This is a genomic window from Allobosea sp. P1_A7 (assembly GCF_056406775.1).
Genome location: NZ_JBFTZN010000006.1, coordinates 5,621 through 29,321 on the forward strand (window position 1 = coordinate 5,621; position 23,701 = coordinate 29,321).

Annotated in this window: 1 protein-coding gene; it reads right to left on the reverse strand. The window is 65.3% G+C overall.

The annotated features are described in order from the left end of the window. The gene (locus tag AC1D34_RS01755) at window positions 1–23,352 is read right to left on the reverse strand and encodes a hypothetical protein (protein WP_476823340.1); all 23,352 of its coding nucleotides are present in this window, start codon (window positions 23,350–23,352) and stop codon (window positions 1–3) included. Between the last annotated feature and the right edge of the window lie 349 nt (window positions 23,353–23,701).

Here is a 23,701-nt window from a genome sequence, read left to right on the forward strand (position 1 = left end):
CTATTTCCTCAGCGACGAGCCGGTGATCGGTGGCACGAACACGCGGATCCGCTTGTTGGGATCGTACTTGTCGTCACCACCGTTGACACCGAGGAAGTCGTTCAGCCAATCCTGATCGTTGATATCCGAGACGACCGCTCCTCGCCGCGGCGTGTTCGGCAACGTGTCCCAAATGATCAGCGGGGCATGCTCGCTGCTCTGGCCGCCGATCTCTGCAGAGGCGCTACTGCTATTGGCCGCCGCAAGAGTCTCGGGCGTCATCGCCAGGAACCGGGCGCCGTCGAGTCGCAGGCGGTTCTCCGCCGGCAGCACGCGCACGCCAGCCGTCAGGGATTCAGTCGTGACTGAAAGGTCAGCTTCTCCCGTCGCATGCTCCATGCCCATCGCATGGCTCATCTCGTGCAGCAGCGTCGAGAGCAGGTCCATCCGCCCGTATGCCCCGCTGCCCGGCGTCGCCGCAAAGGCGACGTCCGACAGTGTGCTTGCGAACTCGCCATTGTCGAACGGCGAGGTGTCGACGAACCACCCCCAACCGGCGGCAACCGCATCGACGATGATGGTGTTCGCCGCCGTTTGCCCGAGCACGCCATTGCCCAGATCGCCGAGCTGGACGTTGACGGTCGCCAGGGCGTTGAGCCGTGCGTCGCCGGCGCCGAGCGCAGCCGTCCAGATCTGCTTGGCCGCTGCCGTCGCCCCCGCCAGCTGTTCGCTGGTGATCGGCATGACTGTGCCGCTCGGCGCGGATGCGGCTTCGACCTGCAGCTCCGCCAGCGGCAGATAGGCGCTGTCGTCGGTCTTGATCTGCACGGCATCGAACGATGTCTGGCCGGACCGCAGGCCCTTGAAGCTGATTAGCCCGTAGCCACCGTCCGTGATGACGCTGTTATAAAGCTTGCTCGCCACCACCGCGCCATTGAGCGAGACGTTGATCAGGCCGCCCTTCAGCGTGAAGCTGACCTGATAATCAGTCCCCGAGCCGATGTTGGTGTTGTAGACCGAATCGACCACCCAGGCCGCACCGGTATGATGGCCGATGATGATCTGGCGGCCATCTGCCGACAGCGTCGCATACTTGAATTCCTGCGGCCCATAGTAGTCGAACACGATGCCACCCTGGCCAAACGTCTTCATCGTCGTCTGGATGCTGAGCATCGAGCCCGGTGTCACCGGATAACCGATCAGATTGACAGCCGGGTTAATAGCGTCGGCGGCGGTCGCCAGATAGCGGCCGTCGGCCGTCGTTTGCCAGGTGCCGCTGAGCGGCTGCTGGGTGAAGAGGAGGCTCGCCGGCTTGGTGGCGCCGAAATCCGCCGTCATGTCGAGCGTGATCGCACCGGGCGGCGCCTGGACGACGACATCGTCGATCTGCGACGAGGCGCCGCCGGTGGAGCCGATGCCGACCAAACCGTAGTTGAGCGTGTGCTTTATACCCAGCGAATCGATCCGCACACCGAAGGTGTGGCTCAACGTGGTCTTGCCCTGGACCAGGGTTGCCTTGCTGCCCTCGATCTTGAGCATCACCACAAAGTCGTTGCCGGCCTTGAGTTGCGATGGTGTGGCGACGTCGACGACCCAACCGCTCGCAGTGCGGTGTCCGATCTCCAGCTTGTTCGTCGAGATGTTGATTCCCGCGAACTTAAAGTCTGTCGGGCTCAGGTAGTCGAAGATCAGATAGGCATTAGCCTTGGCCCCGCCGATCGGCTTCACCGGGTTGATTGTTGCCTGCACCTCGAAATAGTCCGGCAGCACGGTGTCGCTTTGGTCGAAGACGCTTACGGCGTCGCCACCGGCGACCGAGGCCGAAATCTGATAGTGGCCATTGACCAATGACGGCGACCCGACCACGGCATTGAAGCCCTGCGTGGTGCCGTTGCTGAAGTCCGCCGAACGCAGGATGTCGCGCTTGCCTCCCGGGATATTGCCGGCTTGCGGATCGGACGGTCCGCCCTGCTGGTCATGCCAGGCCGCATCCTTCTGCAAGACGAGGCCGAGTTCGCCGAACGGCTCGCCGTTGCGCACCGGATCGGCGCCGACGATGTCGGTCGCCCGCGTTGCATCCGCTCCGTCGCTGCGGGACAGCGCGTAGAGGAATTCGTGCAATTGCGGCTGCAGTGTGCGGCTGACGGTCGCCATGCCGAACGGCGCGAACGGAACCAGATAGCTGTTGAACTCGCCGTTCCAATCGATCAGGCGATCGCCACCCGTATTGCCGATCAGCACATCGCGACCGCCGCCGCCAAAGGCACGATCCTCATAGAATGGATGTGTATCCGGCACATTGTTGGCGAGCGCATCCGACGTATTTGCCGTGCTGCCATGATTGTCGTCGGCGTTCATCAGGTCGTTGCCCAGGCCGCCGTAGAGGTCGTCCTTGCCCGTGCCGCCGACGAGCCAATCATTGCCGAGGTCGCCGAAGATGCGGTCCTGCCCATCGTCCCAGGCATTCGGGTAGCTCGAAACCTGCTGCCCAACGGCGCTGGGGATCGTCCCGGACGGGCGCAGGACACCCTCGGTCGGATCGAAGTTGAGCAGGAACTGGTAGGTCTGTGTCGAACCCGACGCCGCGAGCACGATCCGACGCAGCGGGTTGTACTCGTCGTAGAGCGCGAACTCGCCGACGCGCGTGCGGTGCTCACTGTGTTGCCCGTCGGCATCGACCGGCTCGAAGCCGAGAATGTTACCCGGATTGTAGGGCCGGTCGAAGCCCGAGATCACCAGATCCGTCACCGCGACGACGCCCGGGATACCGGCAACGCTCGCTGGCTGGACGGCGTCCGGAATACCAGCCGCCGCGATCGGGAGGGCCTCCGCCCCCGAAATGGCGTCATCGCCGGAGCCGCCATGCAGCCAGTCGCTGCCGAGACCGCCGAAGATGATGTCGTCATAGTGATGCGTCGAGACGCCCACCCCGCGCCCGCCCGCGATGCCGAACTCATCGGTCGAGCCGTCCCATGTCGGGTCGGAGCTGAACGGCGTGATGTCGACCGTCTTCTTCAGCGCGCCGCTGAGATTGATCGTCGCGGTTTGGATATTGCCGGGAGTATAGATGAACTCGTTCAGCACATCCCCGTTGATGTTCTTCAGGTCGGTATCGACCTGGCGCAGCGGCACGATGCCGTAAAGCGACTCGCCGAGGCTGACGAGGTAGCCCGGGTTGGCCGGATCGGCGCTGAGGCTGTTGCGGCTGGTGAAAATGCGGCCGTCGTCGCCGATCACACCATCATCGCCGGCGCCGCCGGAGATCCAGTCATTGCCATAGCCGCCGATGATGTCGTCGTCCTGCCCGTCGCCGTACAAGGCATCGTCACCCACCATGCCGTAGATGAAATCGTCGCCGGACTCGCCGTGCACCTCATCCCGCGCTCCGATGTCGGTGGCAAAGCCGACTGGATTATAGTCGACGCCGCCTGGCGTGTAGTCGATGAGGCGCGCAGCCCGCACGACGATGTGCGTCTGCTGCGCCGCCGGCAGAGCGCTTGTATAGTCGTCGTAGTTGAACGTCAGGAACGTCGGCGTGGCGTGCGGCGTATTGTTGACGCCGACCAGGCGGAAGATGTCGCCGTTGTCGCCGAGGATCATGTCGGAATCGTTGGCGTGGCCGGCCGGCGTCGGCGTGATGAGATTGGTGTTCGCCGCGATTGCCGCGTCGCCGATATCCGAGCGCAGGATGTGGGTTCCCGAGCCGCCGAACAGCAGGTCTGACCCATCCGGGCGCTTGTCCCGATTGGTGTCGCGCACGAGCGTCACGCCGTCCGTCATGCCATAGAGGTTCGAGCTGCCGCCGATGATGTCGTCCTGGCCTTGGTTGCCGAAGACGACGTCGTTGCCGCCGCCCGCTTCGATATAATCGTGACCGTCGCTGGCGCGATCGACCGAGGCAAACCAGGTGAGCGGCCCGACCGGATCGCTGGCGCTCGGCGTCCGGAACGCACCGACGCGACCCAGCGTCGAGACGAAGCCGGTGAGGTCCGAGGCATCGCGCTGGCTGCGCGAGATGTAGTCGATGGAGCCGTCACCCTGCACCACGTCGCTGCCAAGCGCACCGAAGATGGTGTCGTCGTCGGCGCCGCCCGCGATGTAGTCGTTGCCGCGATAGGCCGTGATGTTCGCCTCTGCGCTGGCGCTGTGGCCGACCAGCGTGACGACGTAGTCTCCCCAGACCGGCCCCCACACCGCCTTGACACGCGGCTCCAGATTGCCGCGCGGATCGAGCTGCGCGACGCCGTTGGTCAGATCGCTGCCCGTATTGGCGCCGGTCGTCGCATAGATCTGCGTGCCGCTCAGCGCCTGGAAGCGCGGGCTCGCGAAGTTGTCGAGGTGGCCCCAGCGATCGAGCGAGGCATGATCGCCGAAGATCAAGTCGACGCCGCTGCCGCCGTCGATCGCGTCATCGCCGGTGCCGCCGATCAGGATGTCCTGACCGCCATTGCCGTAGATAATGTCGCTGGCGCCGTTCTGGGTCTCCAGCGATTGCACCAGTCGCGCGGAGAGCGTCGTCTGAATGCCTTGCAGCTTCGCCGGAATCGGCTTCGTCGTATCCCGCGCGCCGCTCACATCCTGATCGATTCGGCCATGATCGCCGAAGATCGCATCGTCGAAATTGCCGTAGATGTCAGTCTGCACCGAACCGCGGGCATCGCCATAGAGCTCATCGGTCGAAGCCGCGAGGTTGTCACGGTTCGGCGTCACGCTCGCATTGATGCTCGGGATCGACAGCAGGCGGGTAATCACGTCGACATTGACGCCGGAGTCGCCATAGATGTGATCGACGCCGCGGTTGCCGATGATCGTGTCGCGACCGGAGCCGCCCGCCAGGTGATCGCCMGTCTGGCTGCCGATGATGAGATCATCGCCGGCGCCGCCATAGGCCGTGAGCCCGACCGACGGCAGGTTGCCGACCGGCGTGCCGGCAAACAGGGCCGACGCGTCGATGATGTCGTTGCCCGACAGCTTGAACGGGTTGGCGAGCGGGAAGATGAAATGATCAGTGCCGTTGCCGATGCGGTTCTTCGCCGCGACGTCGTGCGCGCCATTGGTCATCGCCGTGAAGTCGGCGGTGAGATCGATCAGCGTCAGCGTCGTCGCGGTGACGTTGCGGACCAGGCCGACCAGCTTGCCGTCGACGAGAATCTGCGCGCCGACCGTAAAGCCGGAGCCGACCCAGGAGCCGGAGGTCCGCACGATCTGGCCGATCGTCTGCAGCGTCACGGGATCAATGCTCGCCGCCATCTTGCTGACAGCGATCCCGTCCTCGTGAGGCGTCGGCTTCGGACCGAAGTCGCGCAGCGCGAGCGCATGCGGATTGCCCGCATACCAGACGCCATCCTGCGAGGTGTCGCCATAGACGACCAGCGGAGAGGTCGGACCGGCGCCGCCGGTGACGATGATGGTGTCGCCGCCGACGCGCACGTGATCGATCGCATAGCGATCCGTGACCGCCACCGTGCCGGCGAGGTTGGCGGCCGGCGCCAGTGCCGGCCCGCCGAGCAGCAGTGCGGTGCCGTCACCGAAGGCGGAATTGTCGAAGCCGAGAATGACTCGGGTGCCGGTGACGCCAGTGATCGACACCGATTGTCCGATGGCGAAGCCCGGGCTCTGCCACGACAGGCCATCCTTGCGGATGATCCGGTCGGCCAACAGCTGGAAGTCGCCGGTGGTGCTGAGCCAATCGCGGACCGCGACCGTGAGATTCGCGTTGGTCGCGGCCGTCAAGGCCACGCTACTCGCCGGGCCGCTGAGGAGCAGCGTGCTTCCGGGTCCGTTAGCCGAGTCGGCAAAGCCCGTCACCGTGTAGGAGCCAGCAAAATCGCCTGTCAGGGTGATTTGCTGACCGACCGCGAAACCGGCCTTGATCCAGGACAGGCCATCGACGCGGGTGATCGCGCCCGGCGCGACGTCGAAGGCGCCGCTGCGGGAGATCAGCGCATTGCCGCCGCCATGGACCGTCGTGATGCCGCCATGCGCCGCGACCGAGCCAAGGCTGCCGTCAGCGTTGTGATCCGGTCCCGGCACCAGCGTGCTGAGGATATCGAGCCGGTCATTGCCCTGGCCGAGCAGGACATTGACGACTTCGACGGTGCTCTCGGTATTGCCCTGATTGATTTGCCCCGTCACCGGATCGACGACGATCGAGCCGTAGCTGATGCCGCCCGGGAAGGTCGAGGGCTCGCCGAAGGGCAGGCCGCCCGGAGGAACCGGGAACACGAGGTCCGGTCCCATATTGAAACCGGTCAATGCCGTCGACGTCAGCGTTCCAGACAGATTCTCGGCGCTGCCATCGTTGTAGATGTTCAGCGTGTCGATCTGGAACTTCTCAGGCGGCTGCAGCGCGATCTGGAAAAACGGCGCATTGCCTTCTCMCGGCAACAGCACGGCCGCCTTCAGCGAGCGATCGGCCGCGGTGGTGCCGCCCTCGATCGCCAGTGGGCCGCGAATGCCGCTCAGAAGATGATCGGGCTTGGAGAAGATCTTCAGGTTCTCGCGCCCCGGCGCCAGATCGAAGAACGGATCAGCGACGACATTCACTGTCAGCTGGTCGTCCCAGTTTACAGTGCTGAAATGGGCGACGGCGGCCCATTGCGTGAATGTCGTCACGCCGGCAAGCGCAGCCGGCTTGTCCCTGGCAGTGAGCGTCATGACGTTCAGTACGCCGCCATTGGCGCTGGAGAACGACTCGATCTTATAGAGATCGGGGTCCGCCCCGATCTTGATCAGCTGACCTTCGAAGAAGCCGTTGTCCAACCAGCTGCCGCCATCCGTGCGGGTGACGTTGCCGCTCGCAAAGTCATAGCTGACGTCGCCGGTGAAGATGCCATGCGAGATCAGTCGGCTGATCGAGACGCCGGACAGCGGACCGCTTATGCCGATCGGGCTCGTCAGCGTGATCGTGCTGGCGGTCACCGATCCGGCGCCGGCCGCGATCGTGTAGTCGCCATTGAGCGCGCCGGCACCGCTGATATGGATCAACTGACCCGGCGCGAAGCCCATGGTCAGGAAGTTCATCAGCTCCGAGCCCGGCGCCAGCTGAACCGTGGCACCGTTGATCGAGACGAAGCCGTTGAACAGCTCGGACGGCGTGACGCGGCCGATAGCCTCGTAGGAGATCTGCCCGCCGACCTGGATGTTGGTCTGCCCGTCCGTCAGCAGCGCGATCTTGACCTCGTCGGTCGGCTGCTTGGTCAGGCGGATTGTGTAGGAATCGCCCGGCCCTGGACCGTTGACGGTATCGCCGGCCACGACGAGCGTCTTGCCGGCGCTTTCCTGGAGGAACACGCCCGGATTCTCGTCGTCATAGACGCGGACGTCGATCCGCTTGTCCGACAGCGGGCCGGCGGCCGCGTCGTAGCTTGCATCCGTCGTCGCAACCACGTCGATCGTGTGGATGATCGCAGTGTTGTGCGTATCTTCCGGCTCAGCGTCATAGCGCGCATGCGCCTCGACGATGATCGGCTGGTTCCAGTTGGTGTCGTTGAACGTGGCGGTGTAGATGCCCGGCCCGAAGCCGTTGGCTTCCTGCACGATCTGGAACCGGCTGTCGGAGCTCGACAGGCGAACCTGGCTGTCCGACAGGTTGATCCGGATGGTGACCGTCTCACCGGCCGCCGGCGCGGTCGCAAGCTGGATCGCATAGAGATCGATGACCTCTTGCGCCGCCGTCGCGCCCTCGAGGACCTGGCTATTGAGGTCCGTCGCATAGCCGTAGACCGTGCCCGCCGGCGTCGTCAGATCGAGCTCGGTGACGACGATGTCTGGCTGGTCGTTGTCGTGCACCGTGACTTCCACATTGCGCACGACCGCATGGTCGAAGTTCGCATCGGCACTCAGCACCGAGGTGCTGGCGACGATGACGCGATCGCCTTCGGCGCGATCGTCGTCCAGCGCCGAGACGCTGACCGTCTGCGCGTGGTTCTTGTCCCAGGCGGCTGGGGTGAACACCATCACGATCGAGTGCTTCGGCACATCGATGGGGACGCCATTGAGGATGATGTGCCGATCGTAATCGACCGCCGGGATGATGGGCGGCACTTCGGAAAGAACCACGGTCTCGCCGCTGGTCAGCGGCCGCGACCGACGCGGATCGCCATCCGGGAGCGAGGCCACCTGCTCGTCCTGCGGCGAATCCGTGACCGAGATGGTGACGTAGACGTTCGAGGTCGGCGCCTGCGCGAGATAGACGCGGTAGCTGTCGGCAACGCCGCCTTCGCGGACATCGGTAAAGCCGTCGCTGATGCCGCCGCTCTCGTCGATGATGACCTGGCCTTGATTGCCGCGCGCGACCGTGACGTCGATGCCGGGCACGGACTTGCCGTCATAGTCGCCACCGAGCGAGCGCACGTCATGATTGATGGTGCCGCTGGTTCCCTCGATATCGCGGGAGAACACGTCGCCCGTCACGTCGCCTGCAACGCTGAACGAATCGCTGCCGAGGCCGCCAATGACACGGGTCGCCATGCCAGGGGCGGTGCTGAGGATATCGATCGTGTCGTCGCCCTCGAGCGTATCGATCTCGAGCACTTCGACATTGGCGTAGCTGACCGTCAGACCACCGCCAAAGACGCCCTTTTCTGTCACCACGATATGGTCGGCGAATTCGGTGCCGAGAACGACGACCTTGTCGAAGCCGTTGCCGCCGTCGATCGAGACCGGCGCGTTGATGTTGTACTGGACCTGGTTGTTGCCGGAGCCGGTCCGGATGTCGGTTTCAGCTGCGGTCGAGAAGCCGCTGGTCAGTTTCGGCCGAGCGATCTGCGCAACCGGATCGATCCAGTCGATCTCGCCCGCCGGCGTGGTTTCGGCGAGCGCAAAGGCGCGGACGACGAACAGGTCGTTGCCATCATTGCCCTCCAGGCGCGTCGCCGCCTGGTTGCTGTAGACCGTGAAGGTATCATCGCCCGAGCCGCCGACGGCGACCAGCGCTTCGCTGTTGCCGCGGCTGAGCCAGCCGCGCGTCGTCGCGACGGTGCCGAATACATCGTTCGGCGACAGTGAGCCGCCGAAGGTGTTGCCGACAGGCGCCGAGAGATGCTCGCTCGCATCGCGTTGCAAGCCGTAGAGCTGGCCGATCTGGAACGTGTCGTCGCCCAGGCCGCCGTCGAGCGTGGTGATGGCGGCGTTGTCGTCCGAGGCGAAGTAGTCGTTGCCGCCCAAGCCGAAGACTTGCAGGCGCCCGTTGATGGCCGCGTCGTAGTTGACACGCTGGACGCTTTGCGGCCGCAGGCTCGCATCGCCGGAGGGGTCGCTGGTCTGCGTCTGCGTCAGCGAGCCGTGCAGGAGCGCGACGAACGCCGAGCTGTCCTGATACAGGGCGTTGCGGGCCGCGGTCTCGCTGCCGGGCAGCGCCGTCGTCCGCCGCAGCAAGAAGATGTCGTCCGTCGGATAGGGTGCATTCGGTCCGGACTTGCCGTTGAGCGTGCTATCGGCGCCGTAGACGGAGAGGATGTCGACGCCGTCGTCGGCTGCGCCTGAGTCGAGCACATTGATCACATAGTCGCGCTGGGCGCCCTGTGATCCGGTCGTCCTGATGAAGTAGAAATCGGTCGCCGACTGGCCATCGAGCGTCAGCGTGTCGCCACCGGCGACATTCATCGTCTGCAGCTGGTTGACGTTGAACAGATCCTCGTCGTCGCCGAGCGGCGCGAAGCCACCCGCCGGCGTCGGCGTGTTGCTGCCGAAGGCGCGTGTCAGGCCGCCGAGATAGGTCTGGTCGAAATTGATCGTGTCGGCATCGGCATTGCCGAAGATCCRTGTCAGATAGGTGCTGTTCGGGCCCGAGGTGATCTCGCCGGCAAGATGCATGATCGTGCCGTAGCCCGGATCGCCGAGATCGAAGACCGGCCCGGTCGTGCGCGCGAAGTCGCCATAGATATCGACGTTCCGCCCCGCGGCGATGCGCGCATTCGCATCCGTATTCACATTGTCGCCGACCCGCAGCAGGATCGAACCGTTCTGCGCGTTGATGAAGCCCTGCGATACGGCCTCCGGCTGGTCCTGCAGGAACAGCACCGAGCCGGAATGCAGCAGGTTCAGATCCTCGCCGAGCACGGCCGTTTCGCGGACCGTGACGCGGATATTGCCGCCGCTCGACTGAAGCAGCACGATATCGGCCGCTTCGTCGACCTCCGTGACGTAGATGTCGCCCCTCGCACGCGCGCCGATGGTGCCCGGCGCGTAGAATTGCGTGTCGATCTCGAGGTCGTTGTTGCCGTTCGCCTGCGGATTGTCGATCGGTGCGCCGGCCGAGCTGCCGATGCCGCCGCCCTGCGCGAACAGGTTGATCGTATTGCCGAAGACATCGGCCGCATCGTCGCCGGCGCCATTGTTGCGTGCATCGACGATCGAGCCGTTCTGCGTCGCCAGCGTGACGTCGCCCTTGGTGTCGACCGTATGCACCTTCAGGTCGCCGGCGGTCTCAGTGCCGAGAACCGCCGCGACATCGCCCGCGCGCAGCACCTCGGTCAGGAAGATGCCCTCGGTATTGAAGCCCGACGCCGTGTCGAATGCGCGCAGCACGCCGAAATCTGACCCGGCGCCGTTCAGCACATCGACGTTGATTTCGAGGAAGTTGCTGGGCGTGCCGATGCCGCCCTGGCCTTCCACGTCGCCGATCCCGTTGTCGCCGGCCGTCATCGTGATGTTGCGGCCGGTGACGTCGGCGTCGACGCCAATGCCCTGATCGCCGGTGTTCTGCGTGCCGCTGAGCGCATCGAGAATGCGCCGCGGCGAATGGAGATTGACGTCGCGGCCGATCGAGGCGATGCGCCCGACGCGCAGGTCGCCGGTCACTTCGGTCAGCGTGATGTCGCCATTGGTGATGACGTCGATATTGCCGAGCGCCAGGATGTTGCTGAAGGCGGTGAAATGGGTCAGCGCCCCGCTGGTCGGACCGAGCACATCGATGTCGTTGCCCGCGATGATCCGCTTGGCAGTGTCAGAGGCCTGACCGACCAGGTAGGTGACGTTGGTATCGGCGTTGCCGGTGCCGAACACACCGAGCGGGAACGCTTGCGTCACCGCGCCTGGCTCGTTGGTCGAGCGGAAATGCGTGTGCACGGTATCGATCGCCGACGGGGTCGGAGCGATCACCACGGCGCTCTGGTCGACCTCGATCTGATAGTCGACTGTCGTCAGAGTCGTTTGATCCTTGCCGTGCTGGATGCGGATATTGACGTCGCCGCCAGCCTGCAGCCGGTCGATATCGGTGGTGAAGCCGCTGTCGGCGGTCTCAGCCCCGGCAAGCGCGCGGCGTTGCAGGCCGCGAACGTCGAGATAGATATTTTGCGCGGCATCGACCCGGCGATAGCGGTCATCGCCGGTCGGCCCGTCATTGCTCTCGACGATTTCCAGGCGCAGGCGATGAGCATCGTCGGTGCCGACGCTGCCCGTCGCGGCGAAGATCGCAAAGGTATCGGTGCGGACCACGCCGCCATCGACCGAATAGATATTGCCGAGCTGGTTGGTGATCAGCGTGATGCCGATCGGATTGTCGACTTCGCCGGCGAACTGGATATCCGGCGCGCCGCCCGAGAGCCGCGTATTCTCGACGGTGACGACAGTCGGCTTGAAATCATGCGTGACGTCGAATTCGAAGCCGATATCGGTCGGGATGCGGATGAAGACCTCATGCGCCGGCGTCGTCGCGGTCCGGTTGATGACGTCGATATCATTGACGATCATCGTCCGGTCGGACTCGTTCGTCAGCGTCACGTCGCGATAGGTGTCGAGGAAGGTAAACAGCGGGAATGCGCCGGCCGTCTCGCTAATCGCGCCGCCGCTCGACTTGAACATCGCCTGACCGCGGTCGTCGTTGATGATGTCGTCAACGCTGAAGGAACCCGCATTGGTCTGATAATCGACGCCATGACCGCCGTCGACGGTGACGTTCACAGCCTTGACGATCTTGCCGGCACTGTCGACGACAAGGGTTGGGCTCGGGCCGCTCTGCAGCACCACATCGGCGTTCCAGGTCGTGACCATGCCGCCGCGCGGGCTGTTGATCTCCGACACCAGCGCCAGCGAAGGCAGCGCGCCGAGATCGGTGATGTCGAGCGCCGTGTCGCCCGGAATGCGCGGCGCCGCGATGATCAGCGCGTTGTCGTCGGTGACGATGTTGCTGGCGAGCGTGCCGTCTTCATGGTCGTCATCGACCGGGATGCTGAGGCCATAGAACGAGGCGCTGGCGTCGACCGCCCCGCCCTTGTCGTAGATGTTGAAGTTGAGAACGCGCAGGTCGACGCCCTCGCGCCCGTCCACCTTCGCACCCCCGCCGATGCGGACGGTGGCCGCCAGGCCGCTATTGTCATAGGCATCGGCGACCGAGGTGCCGGTAAAGCCGCCGGCCTCGCTGCGCGCCGTCACGCTCAGGCGCGCCGCGTCATAGCCTGCATTGACCGCGATGCCGCGTCCTTCGACGTTGGCATTGTTGCCGATCACCGCCGCCGCGCCTGCGGCGCCTTGATCGATCGCGCCATGCGAGTCGGAATCCGCAAATGCCAGGAAGCCGCCGCCGACCGAACGTGCGCGCGAGGCGACATCGGCGTCGGTCCGCGCCGTGACGAACACGTCGCCTTGGGCCACGATGTCGACGCCGGTGCCGTCCATGCCGGAATCATTGCCGATGAAGGCGTTGTTCTCGGCATTGTATTTCGCGGTCGCATCGGTGGTGCCGATCTGGATGAAGCCGCCGCCGGCGTTTTCAGTATAGGCCGTGACCTTGCCCTGCGCGTAGCTCGTCACCTCGACATCGTCGCCGGCGATCACGAGATCGGCCCCGATATTCGCGGTGATGCTCGGAGTCGCCACGATCGACGAACTCGGGAAGCCGATCGCCAGGCCGCCGCCGCCGCCGCCCTTAGCGGAGACCGAGGAGGTGCCGTCGCCGGCCGGCGGCGCRATCACGCGCAGCGAGATGTCGCCCGCCCCGTAGAGGATCTGGCTACCCGAGCCGCCGGTCATGTCGATGACCAGCTCATGCGGATTRCTGCCCGAGGCGGCTGCGATGTTGAGGCCGGCCTTCGACAGGCTGAACAAGCCGCTCCTGCCGATATCCGAGAGGTCGAGTGGGGTCGCCGAACCCGGCGCCGACAGTTGGAAGCCGCCCGCTCCCGAATTGATCACCACATAGGTGGTGCCGTCCACCAGTTCGCCGAGGCCGGGCCGCGTCAGCCAATGCTTGACCTTGTTGGCATTGCTTTCGGCGGTGGTGTTGCTGCCCGAGATGGCGATCGGCGTGATCGGAACATCGTCGTCGCCGTCGTCCGGATCGGTCGCATCGAGCGTCAGCGCCAGCTTGATCCGCTGCGGGTCGGCATTGTCCTTGATGATGTAGTAGACGCCATTGTTCGCCAGCCCCGAAATCGGCGCGCCATCGGTACGATAGATGATCTTCTCGCCGTTGTTGAAGCTATTGGGGCCGATGAAGATCGTATTGCCGTCGGCCGTATAGCTGCCGTTCGGCAGGTTGTTCGTGAGATCGGCGTCGACGCCGCTGGCGCGGAACGTCACCGGCTCGGGATCGCGATAGGTGACGCGATCGCCATCCGCGAAGCCGCCGATATCGATGCGGTTGGACGCCACAGATCCCACGCCGAACTGGGCCGGCGCGGCTTGCGCCTCCGCCTTGGTGGCGAAGAGCTGCACCGCATAGTCGTCGACGACGCGGACGTAATACGTCCCCTCGGCGATGCCGATCGTGGTCAGCCCAAGCCCGGTGTCGTAGCGCACCGCGTCGCCGGTGACGAATTTATGTGGCGTCGAGAAGCGGATCATGTCGCGATCGCTGTCGACACCCTCCTGCACATCTCCGCTCAGGTAGAACAGCTGCAGCGCTTCGACCTCGTCGCCGTCGAACTGATTGCCGAGCGTCAGGGTGTTATCGTCGCGCACGAGGACCGTGTATTCGCGGCCATCGGTYAGCGTTCCGCCGCCGGCCGTCGTGATCGCCGGGTTGCCATTCCTGCGGTAGACGACGGAGTCGCCCGTCGCCAGGCCGTGGCTTTTGAAGAAGATGACGTCGTTGCCGTACTCGGTCGGATTGGTACCCGACGTGCCGGCGTTGAACGTGTCGCCGAAAGCCGCGCTGTTGTCGGTCCGGCGCGACGCCGCCGAGACGATGACGCTGCCGCCCGCATCGATATGCGCATTCTTTCCGATCGAAGCGGCCACCGTCGGGTCGATCGTCCCGTTGGCGCTCGAGCCGCCGATCTGAGCCAGGCCGCCGCCATAGACCGCGGCGGTGGCATCGCCCTCGCTTTGCGACAGATCGGCCTTCACCCGCACGAAGCCGCCGACGCCGGTGATCGAGACATTCTCGCCGACCAGCGCGTTAACGGTCGGCTTGACATCGACGCGCGCCTTCGCGCCGCCGGCCGAAACCGCACCGCCGGTCGCGGTCGTCGTCGTCGCAGCGCCCGTGCTCGAGCCATTGCCCTCGACCTTGACGTTGGCCGCTCCCAGCACCTCGGCGCCGGTCACGATGGAAGCCTCGGACTTGCCGCCGACCTCGGCATGGGATTCCAGCAGCGCGCCGCCGATGAAACCGCCCGCCCCGCCTTCGACCTTGGCCTTGGCAAAATCGGTCGTCGCCGTGATCACCGACAGGTCGCCGCYGATGTCGATGCTGGCATTGGCGCCGAGCGTGGCGAGCGTATTGCCGCCGGCAAGCGCTTCGCCGAGCGCTGCAGCGCCGCCAAAGACGCCGCCGAGCGAGATGACGAAGTCGCTGGCCACCGCGCTGCGCTGCGCATTGGCGCTGATCGCCAGCGAATTCTGCCCGTTGCTGTCGCCCGCCGTGCCGTCGAACGAAGCCGTGCTCGCGCCCTGCGCCTTGGCGGTCGAGCTCATGAAGGCGATCGAGCCGCCGAGCGAGCCGGAACCGCCGGAGGCCCGGCCCTCAGCGGAGCCGATGTTAATGGAGAGGAAGCCGCTCGCCCCCACCGCAACGACGTGGGAACCGGTTGCTCCGGTCGCGCTGACCGTCGCCGAATTGATCGCCTCGGCGCGGCCGCCCGCGCCGGCACCGATGCCGATACCGCCGCCGGCCGCGATCGCCGAGGCGTAGGCCTTCTTCTCGCTGTCGTTCTGCGAGGCGTTGTGGCGCGCGCGGAAGTTCACGCCAGCGTTGTTCGAGCGCGCCACCGCGTTGAGGCCGAGCGCGCTCGTCACCGTCGGATCGATGGTGACGCTCGTCCAGCTCAGCGCGACACCGACGCCACCGGCGACCGAAGCGCCGGTCACCGTCGCCGAAGCGTCATGATGCGTATCCGCATCGACATTGATGGCACCCGATGTCGTCACCGCGGCGCCGTCGTCGATCTTCGCCGTCACAACCGGATGAACCTCGACGAAGCCGAAATTGGCGCCCACGGCAATGCCCGCGCCGCCACTGACGCCGACCACCGTGGCTTCGACATCGACGGTCGAATCCGCGGTGATCTGCAGGCTGCCGACCGTGCCCGTCTGCCCGACCTCTGCGTCGACGCCGACTTTCGCGGTGGTGGAGCCGGCGAAGGTGGCATCGACCCACACGGCACCGATGCCGGCGGCGCCGCCGGTGAACTGGCCGCCGAACAGATGCGTTGCCGTCTGCACCGTCGTCGCACTGATCTCGACAGAAGCGGCCTTTACGATGATGCCGCCATCGCTCAGCATGGCGGTGTTGGTGCTCGAATTATTGATCACCGCGACGCCGGCTCCGAGGCCGACGGCGCCCGCACCGACCGCGAAGGCGTCGACCTCGATCGTCTCGCGCATCTCGCTGTGAATGACGATGGTGCCGCCGGCCGACATGATGCCGCCGCCCGCGGCCGTGACGTTCGTCGCCAGGTTGAGGACGCTGATGCCGGCCGCCGCGCCAACCGCGCCGCCGCCGATGCCGCCTGTCGTCGTATCGACGTCGACGGTTTCAGCGGCGCGCACGCCGATATCGCCATCTGCCGTCGTCGCGCTGCCATTGGCGATGATCGCCGAGGTGCCGATGACCGGCGGGGCCGCGCTGATCTGGCTCGAGAAGTCGGTCGTCGCCGCCTTGCTCGTATTGACGAAACCGCTGGCGCTGGTCGTGCCGCCCTGGATGCGCTCGCCGGTCTTGCCGCCCTGCACGTTCTTCAGGGCCGAGACATGGCTCATGCTGCTGTTGCGCGTCTCGGTCGCCTGGGTGTCCGCCTCGTCGCTGACATTGTCCGACCCGCCGGCAAGCGAGTCTTGCGACGGGCTCGACGAGCCATCGTTCTTCTTGTCCTTGTACTCGCTGTCGAGCTGCGTGCCGATCGACCACACCGAGATCGAGCCGGCAACGCCGACGAAGCCGCCGCCGGCGCTGATGACAATGCCGTCGAGGGCCTTATAGGCGACCGAATTGACATTGATGTCGTCGCGCGCGTGGACATCGGCGCCGTTATCGATCAGCGCACTGGTATTGTTGTTCAGCGTGCCGACATCGACCGAACCGCCGATGCCGACGAAGCCGCCGGCGACGCCCAGCGTATAGGTCTCGATCGTCGCCCGATTGGCCGCATTGACGAACACATCCTGAGCCGACGAGGCGAGAGCGTTGTCGTTCTTGTTGATATCGGCATTGCCGATGCGCGCCTTGGTCTGCGAACTGATCAGATCGACGGTGATCGAGCCYGCAKCGCCGRCGAAGCCGCCGCCGCCCGCGATCGCCATATGGAACAGGTCTTCGCTCGAGGCCGCATCGACGATGACGCCATGCGCCTCGGCCGTGTTGAAGGTCGAGCCGCTGATGGTTCCGTTGACGACGCTCTCACCCGTCCCTTGGCCGAGGGCCGTGACATCCGCGCCGTCCGCGATGATCGCCGATGTGTGCTTGTCAACGACCACGACGCCGACACCGAAGCCGACGCCGACATAGCCGACACCGAGACCGCCATCGATCAGCATCAGGCTGGTGTCGTCCTGCGCATGCACGACGACGTCGCCGTCGGCCCGCACCGTACCGCCGACGGTGGCAGCCGTTTCGGCGTTCRAGGACAGAACGTTGACGCCGCCGCCGACGCCCACCGTTCCACCGCCGATGCCGACGCCGACGAGCAGGATGTCTTCAGCCGCTTTCGCGCTGACCCGGACATCATTGCCGGCCGTGACGCTGGCGCCGCGGATTTCGGCTTTGGTATGGTTGTCGCTGGTCGTGACATCGACGCCGGGCGCGATCGCCGCCGTGCCTGCCACCGCCACGGCGGCGGCTGCCGCCGTATGACGGAAATCGTTGCCGGAGACCACGATCACGTCGCTGTTCGCCGAGGAGACCACCGCGCCGTCGTCGATATAGGCTGTCGTCGTCGCGTTGATGACGTTGACCGACGCCGCCACTGCGACCGCGAAGGTTCCGCCTCCGGCGACGCCGAAGGAATAGCTCTCGATGTCGTCATTGCTGGTCGCRGCGACGATGACGCCCTGCGCCGTGCCCTTCGTCGGCGTCAGGCGCACGTTCTGCCCGAGATTCGGGTTGCTGATGCTGCCCGGTGCCCCGTTCACCGAAGTCGTGCCATCGCCGCTGCCGACCGGCGTCGGCGGCGAAACTTCGCCAGCGCTCGCAAGATCCCCGGCGCTCGCATTCGCCGAGCCCTGCGCCTCGATGCCGGCGGCGCCGCTGTTGTCGGCCGCGTCGGGATCGTAGGCTTGCTCGGGGCCTGCGACGGTCGCGTTGAGATCGAAGGCCCCGGTCGGTGTCGCAACGGCCGAATTGCCGTCGCCGGAAACCTTGGCGCCCTTGCCGATATAGGCCTCGGTCGTCTTGTTCGAGACGGTGACGCCGGCCGCGGCGGTGATGCCGCCGGTCCCGGCGAAGGCCGCCGAGGCGATGACCTTGTCGACCTCGGTGGAATCATTCGCGATGATGGCGATCGAGCCGCTCGCGTGCACGTCACCGGCGCCGAGGCTGCCGATGCCGTCCTCATCGCCGATGAAGGCGCGGGTCGTATTGCTGAACACCTGGACGCTGCCATCGGCCGAGACGCCGATATTGCCGGTCGCCGAGACGCCGAAGGCCACCGAGGTCACATCCTCGACGGCATTCGCATCGACGATGATATCGCCGTCGATCGAGGTGACGACGCCGGAATCGATATAAGCCTTGGTGGTCTTGCCGAAGGTCGCGACGTCGACGCCAACGCCGACCGCGACGGAACCCGACGCTGCGAGCGAGCCCGCAACCGAAACCAGCGTCGTGACGTCCTCCGCCTTCACCGTAAGATCCGGTGAACCCGACGGGTTGGAGGTCGTGATATGCGCGCCCCTGCCGACGCGCGCGGTCGTCGTCTCATCGAACAGATTGACGGTCGCCGACCCCGAGACGGCAACGTTCGACGCTGCTCCGCCAGCCGCCGAGATTCCGATGACGGTCTCGTTGGAATCGGCCGAGACCTCGACGCCGGTCGTGGCGCCGCTGCCGGAGGAGCTCACGCGCGCATAATCGCCGATCGCCGCCTCGACAGTGTCCGTGTGGACGAAGGTCTGGTTCGACCCGCCGATGCCGGCCGAGCTGCCGACAGCGATCGAACCGCCAATGCCCTTCAAGGTCAGGTCGCCCTGGGCGTGGATGGTGACGTTGCCGCCGGCCGTCAGTGCGGCATAGTCGCCCGACGTTCCGTCGTTCACGCCGGCGAAGGTCTTGGTGTCCACCACCACGACGGTCGCCGACACTGCCATGCCGACCGAGCTCGCGCTGACGCCGCCATTGGCGGCGACCGAGGTGATGGTCTCGGTCGAATTCGCCGTGATCGAAAGATCGCCGTCGCTGTGGAGATCGGCTCCAGCGCCGATATAGGCGCGCGTGTTCTTGTTGATGACCGCGAGATCGAGCCCCGCGCCGATGCCGACGCCGTCGGCGCTGATGCTAACCGAGCCGGCCAGCGAAAACAGGTTCAGGGTGTCGACAGCCGCGACCGAAATCGAGCCGGAATCCGGCACCGACACATCGTCATCGATATAGGCGCGCGTGTTCGACGTGATGACGTTGATCGAGGCCGAGCCTGCCACCGCCGCATTGCCGGAGCTGGCGCCCGCGGCAACGGCCAGTGAAGTCAGCCCGAAGCCGGGATCATCAACGCCGTTGTCGTTGATCGCCGTCGGCAGATCGAGCACGTCGAGATGGGTGATCGTCGTGGTCGCCGAAACGGAGATGGCGCCGATTGCCTGTGCCGAAGCTCCGGACACGGCGGTCTCGCCATTGCCGATGCTCGCGAAGGTGCCGGTGTCGAAGGCATTGTTGCTGTCGTCGCCGACATTGATCAGATTCATCGCGGCGGYGGCGCCGAAGGCGACGCCGTCGAGCGAGACGCCGCCCGAAGCCGCGACCGCGCCGACGGCCATGCTGTGGCGCGCCGTGACGCTGATGTCGCCGCCCGTCGCGTTGAGGTCGGTATTGTCGTCGCTGCGCGCAACCGTTGTCGCCGTGACGACGTTCAGCGCCAGCACGGCCGAGCCTGCGACGCTGCCGCTCTTGTTGCCGCCGGCCGCATAGGCGCTGGCGCTGTAGTCGTTGCGCTGGCCGAGCGGCGTGACCGCCTCGATCGTGATGCCGCTGCCGGTGACGGCCGAGCCCGCGCCGATCAGGGCGCGGTTGTTCAAGGTCGCGATATTGAGGCCGACCGCGGCGCCGATATTGACGTTGCCCTTGGAGAAGTCGACCGCGGTGGCGACCGCCTGCGCATTTTCGTCGACGCTCGCCAGCGAACGCACCACCACCGGACCGGACGCGGTGACATCCGCGCCATTGCTGATCTGCGCCGTCACATTCACCGTCGCGGCATTGACCGCTGCGGCAGCCGCAATCCCGACGCCGCTGGCGCCGGTCCCGGATTGCCCTTGCGCCTGGCTGTTGCCAGAACTCTGGCTGTCGGCCCCCTTGGGAACCGTTCGATCCTGGCCCTTATTGGCGTTCTGATTGACCGCGTCGTCGCTCTTCTTGTCGGAATCCTCGCCGTCGTTCTTGCCGCCGCCGGCCGAGGCCGTGGCCTCGGCCTTGCCGGCCACCGTCGCATGGGCCGCCACCGTCGCCGAGCCGGCGGTCGTCGTGAGCGAGCGGCCGAGCTTCGCCTCGACGGTCTCGTTGACCACGTTCACGGTGACTGCGATGCCGATGCCGACGCTGTCGGATTCGACGTCGGCCTTGACGAGCGAATTGGTCGTGCTGGTGTGGTTGGCGTCGATCAAGATCGAGCCGGTCAGCGCGCCATACGCCCCGCCGCTCTCGATGCGCGCCGTTGTGCTGTTGGTGACGATGGCGACCGCCACCGCGCCGCCAATCGCGAGGTTGTCGCCGGCCGCGCCGTGGGTCGCGTTGGTCTCGTTGAGATGGCTCGCCGTCGCCGTGACCGTCAGGTCATTGGCCTGGCCGACCATCGAGCCGCCGCTCATGATTTCGGCGAGCGTGGTGGTGTCGATCACCTGGAACGCCACCGACGCGCCGATGCCGGCGTCGGAGCCGGACGCCTTGGCTTCCGGCAGAACGTCGGCCTTGTTCTTGGTGGTCGAGACGGCCTGAACCACGACATCCCCGTTATGCGGGGTCAGCGTCGCGTTGGCGCCGATCCGCGCCGTGGTGTCGACATCGACCAGATTGATGCCGACGCCGCCGGCAACACCGACTTTCTTGGCGCCTGCGCCCGATTTGGCCTCGACCAGCGAGGTATGGGTGTCGGTCGCTTCCGCCGGCAGGTCCAGCATCTCGGCCTTCACCGAGATGCCGGTCGTGTCGATGCTGGCGCCAACCTGAATCTCGGCGATGTTGTCGATGTCGACGGTGTTGAGCGCCACTGCGACCCCAACGCCCGCGCTGCCGGCCTTCGTCGCTTCGCCGGTCGCCTTGGCCTCGGTGTCGGTGTTGTTCTGCGAGAACAGGGCCAGTCCGGCCCCGGTGCTCGTGATCTGACGGCCGGCGCCGATCGTTGCGCCGCTATCAGAATCGACGACGTTGACCGTAACCGCCGCCGCTACGGCGACAGGCCCCTCCGACGTGCTGGCCTTGCCATTGCTGCCCGCCCCGGAAGTTCCGCTGCCGCCGCGAGACGTGCCTTGCGAATCGCCGCTGCTGCGCTGAGTGGACGCCTGGCTGTCGACATTGCCGCCGCCCTTGTCCTCGGAGCCAGAGGCTGAGGCACTTGACGAGGTCTTGGTATTGGCGCGATTGCGCCCGGTCAGCGACACCGCGCCGCCGGCAATCACATTGCGATCGACCGAGGCGAGGCCGGCCGAGGTGTTGACCGCCAATCCGAAGGACGCGCCAATCGCCGCGCTGCCGGAGCTCTCGGTCGAACCGGTCGCCGTCGTCTGCACGTCGGTCGTATTCGACGCCGTCAACGACAAGGCGCCGTCCAGCAGCAGCGGGCCGCCGGCGTCCGATTCGATTTTGGCCTCGGTCCTGTAAGTTGCAAACGACAGGGCGGCCACCGGCGTGATCGCGGTGCCGCCCTCGGCGCCGCCGGTCGCGGCCGTCGTCATTTTATGCGTCGCCGTCGCATCCAGCGTGAGGGTGTTGACGTTATCGAGCTGTGCGTTTGTCGCGACGACCGCGTTGGTGCCGTTCTCCGCATAATTGATGGCAATCGATGCGCCGATGCCGGTGCTCCCGCCGCCGCCCACATTCGCGGTCGCGGTCGCGGCCGTGTGGGTTTCCGATGTCGCAGTCAGTGTCAGATTGCCGCCATGCAGATCGATCGTCGCACCCGGAGCAATGCGCGCCGACGCGTCGACTATCGTCACGTTGATCGCAAGCCCGCCTGCAGCGGCGAGGCCGGAGCTTCCCCCGCTCGCGCCGGATTTTGCCGTGACGTCGAAATGGCTCTCCGGCACGGTGGCCGAAACGGCCAGTCCGCCCGGAGCGGTAATCGAATTGGATCCCAGGATCTCCGCCTTGGCATCGGCGATATGCACACCGACGGCCACGCCGACGCCGACGCCAGGCGCCGAATCCTCGGTGAAGGAGCCGTCTGCCGTGGTCGAAACCATTGCCTTGGCGCTGCTCGAAACCATGACCACCGTGTCGGACGTCAAGGTCGCCGCGTTGATGGTCGCCGTCGTGTCGCCGGTCAGCACGCTGACCGCGACGGTCGCCGCGAAGTCGACACTGCTGCCGTCGCCGGTCTTGGCGCTATCTGAGGTGTTGCCGTCCTTGTTTGGATCCTTGAGCCGCGCCTCGGATTCGTTGTTGTTTCCGGCGCCGCCCTTGGTCGAGCCGTCTGCCGCCGCTTTCGCCAGCGTAGTGGCTCGGCGATCGCTCGTCGCGCTCACCGCGATGGAGGCGCCGTCAAGCGTGCTGTGGTCGACCAAAGCTCCAGTCGAGCCGCTGATCGTCGTGACCGCGACCATCGCCCCAGCCGAACTCGCAAGCGTGCCGTCCGCCGTCGTCGTCGCATTGACCGTATTGGAGGCCGAGACGCTGACGTCGCCCTGCGCCGTGACCGAGGTATTGTTTGTGATCTCGACACTGACGTCACTGAGGATAACGGCCACCGCGACACCGGCATCCGTGCTGGTATCGGGATCGCTATCGCCGCCGCGCGTCAGTACGGTCGTCACGGCGGAGTTCGCACGCAGTTGCACATCACCCTTGGCGGGGTCTGCGTCGGGGTCGGTCGCATTCAGCGTCGCCCCGTCCAGCTTCACGGCGCTGTTTAGGATGGGAAGCACCTCGCTGAAACTCAGCGAGTCACCGAAAGCCGAGGCCGCGCTGATCGTAACGTCTAGATCGATGTGAGCGTAAAGATCGATCGTGCCCGCCGTGATGGCAGCATCCGTGACGCTGATCTGAGCCGAATGAATCTGCAGGAAATCAAACGAGTCGGCGTCGCCCGTCACTGTCTTGATCAGGGACGCGTCGAGCGTAACATGCCCGCCGACATCCGCCGTGATCGCCGCACCAGAGAGGACTGCAATGGAGGCGCCGTCTTTCGCATTGACTTCGRGACCCGTGTGCGTCGCGATCTGCCCCGAAATACTGACGGCGTCGGCATTGGTTAAATCGACCCGGAGCAGATCGGGAGTGTAGACACTCGTGCTCGATGGCGCGATCGCAACCGTATTGTCGAACAGCAACGGCACCGTCTCGTCGAAACCGTCGAACAGCACCGTGATGTTCTGCGCACCGGGACTGACGCCGGCCGGCAGAGACAGATCGATCGTGAGCTTGTCGTCGAGTTCGCCGCCTGTGAGATTAACCGTAACAGCACCATCGAGAACGCTCGATCCGACGACACTACTCGACTCATTGTTATAAAGTTCCAGTTTGGCCTGGCCGCCATCGTTGACGACGCGCAACGTCAAGTCGAAACCATCGACCGCATCGGCGGCATTGCCAACATCGAGTGGATTGAACATATAGCTGATGTCGGATGACATCAGAACACGAGGTTCAACTGCCTCTATATTGAAATTCTGACTTCGCGGCGCTGTAATACGACCTTTATGAGCGGCGCGAGAAGGCTGTCTTGCCACCCTCCACTTGCGTCCTTGCGATGCGATCGCGCCGAATACTGTAGCCAACGCAGAACTATTGAATAGATTTTTCTCGAAAAAAGGCCTCTTTGTCATAGTGAGCGCTCCAGCCCCGGACAATTCTTTTAACCGTAGAACGTCTCTCGGAAATGCGAAAGCCGATTCGTAGAGGACTTCGCATTTATTTTCGGGCGATCTTCCAGGCATGACGGTCATAAGATTAGCCAGCATACCACCAGATCTATTACCTAGA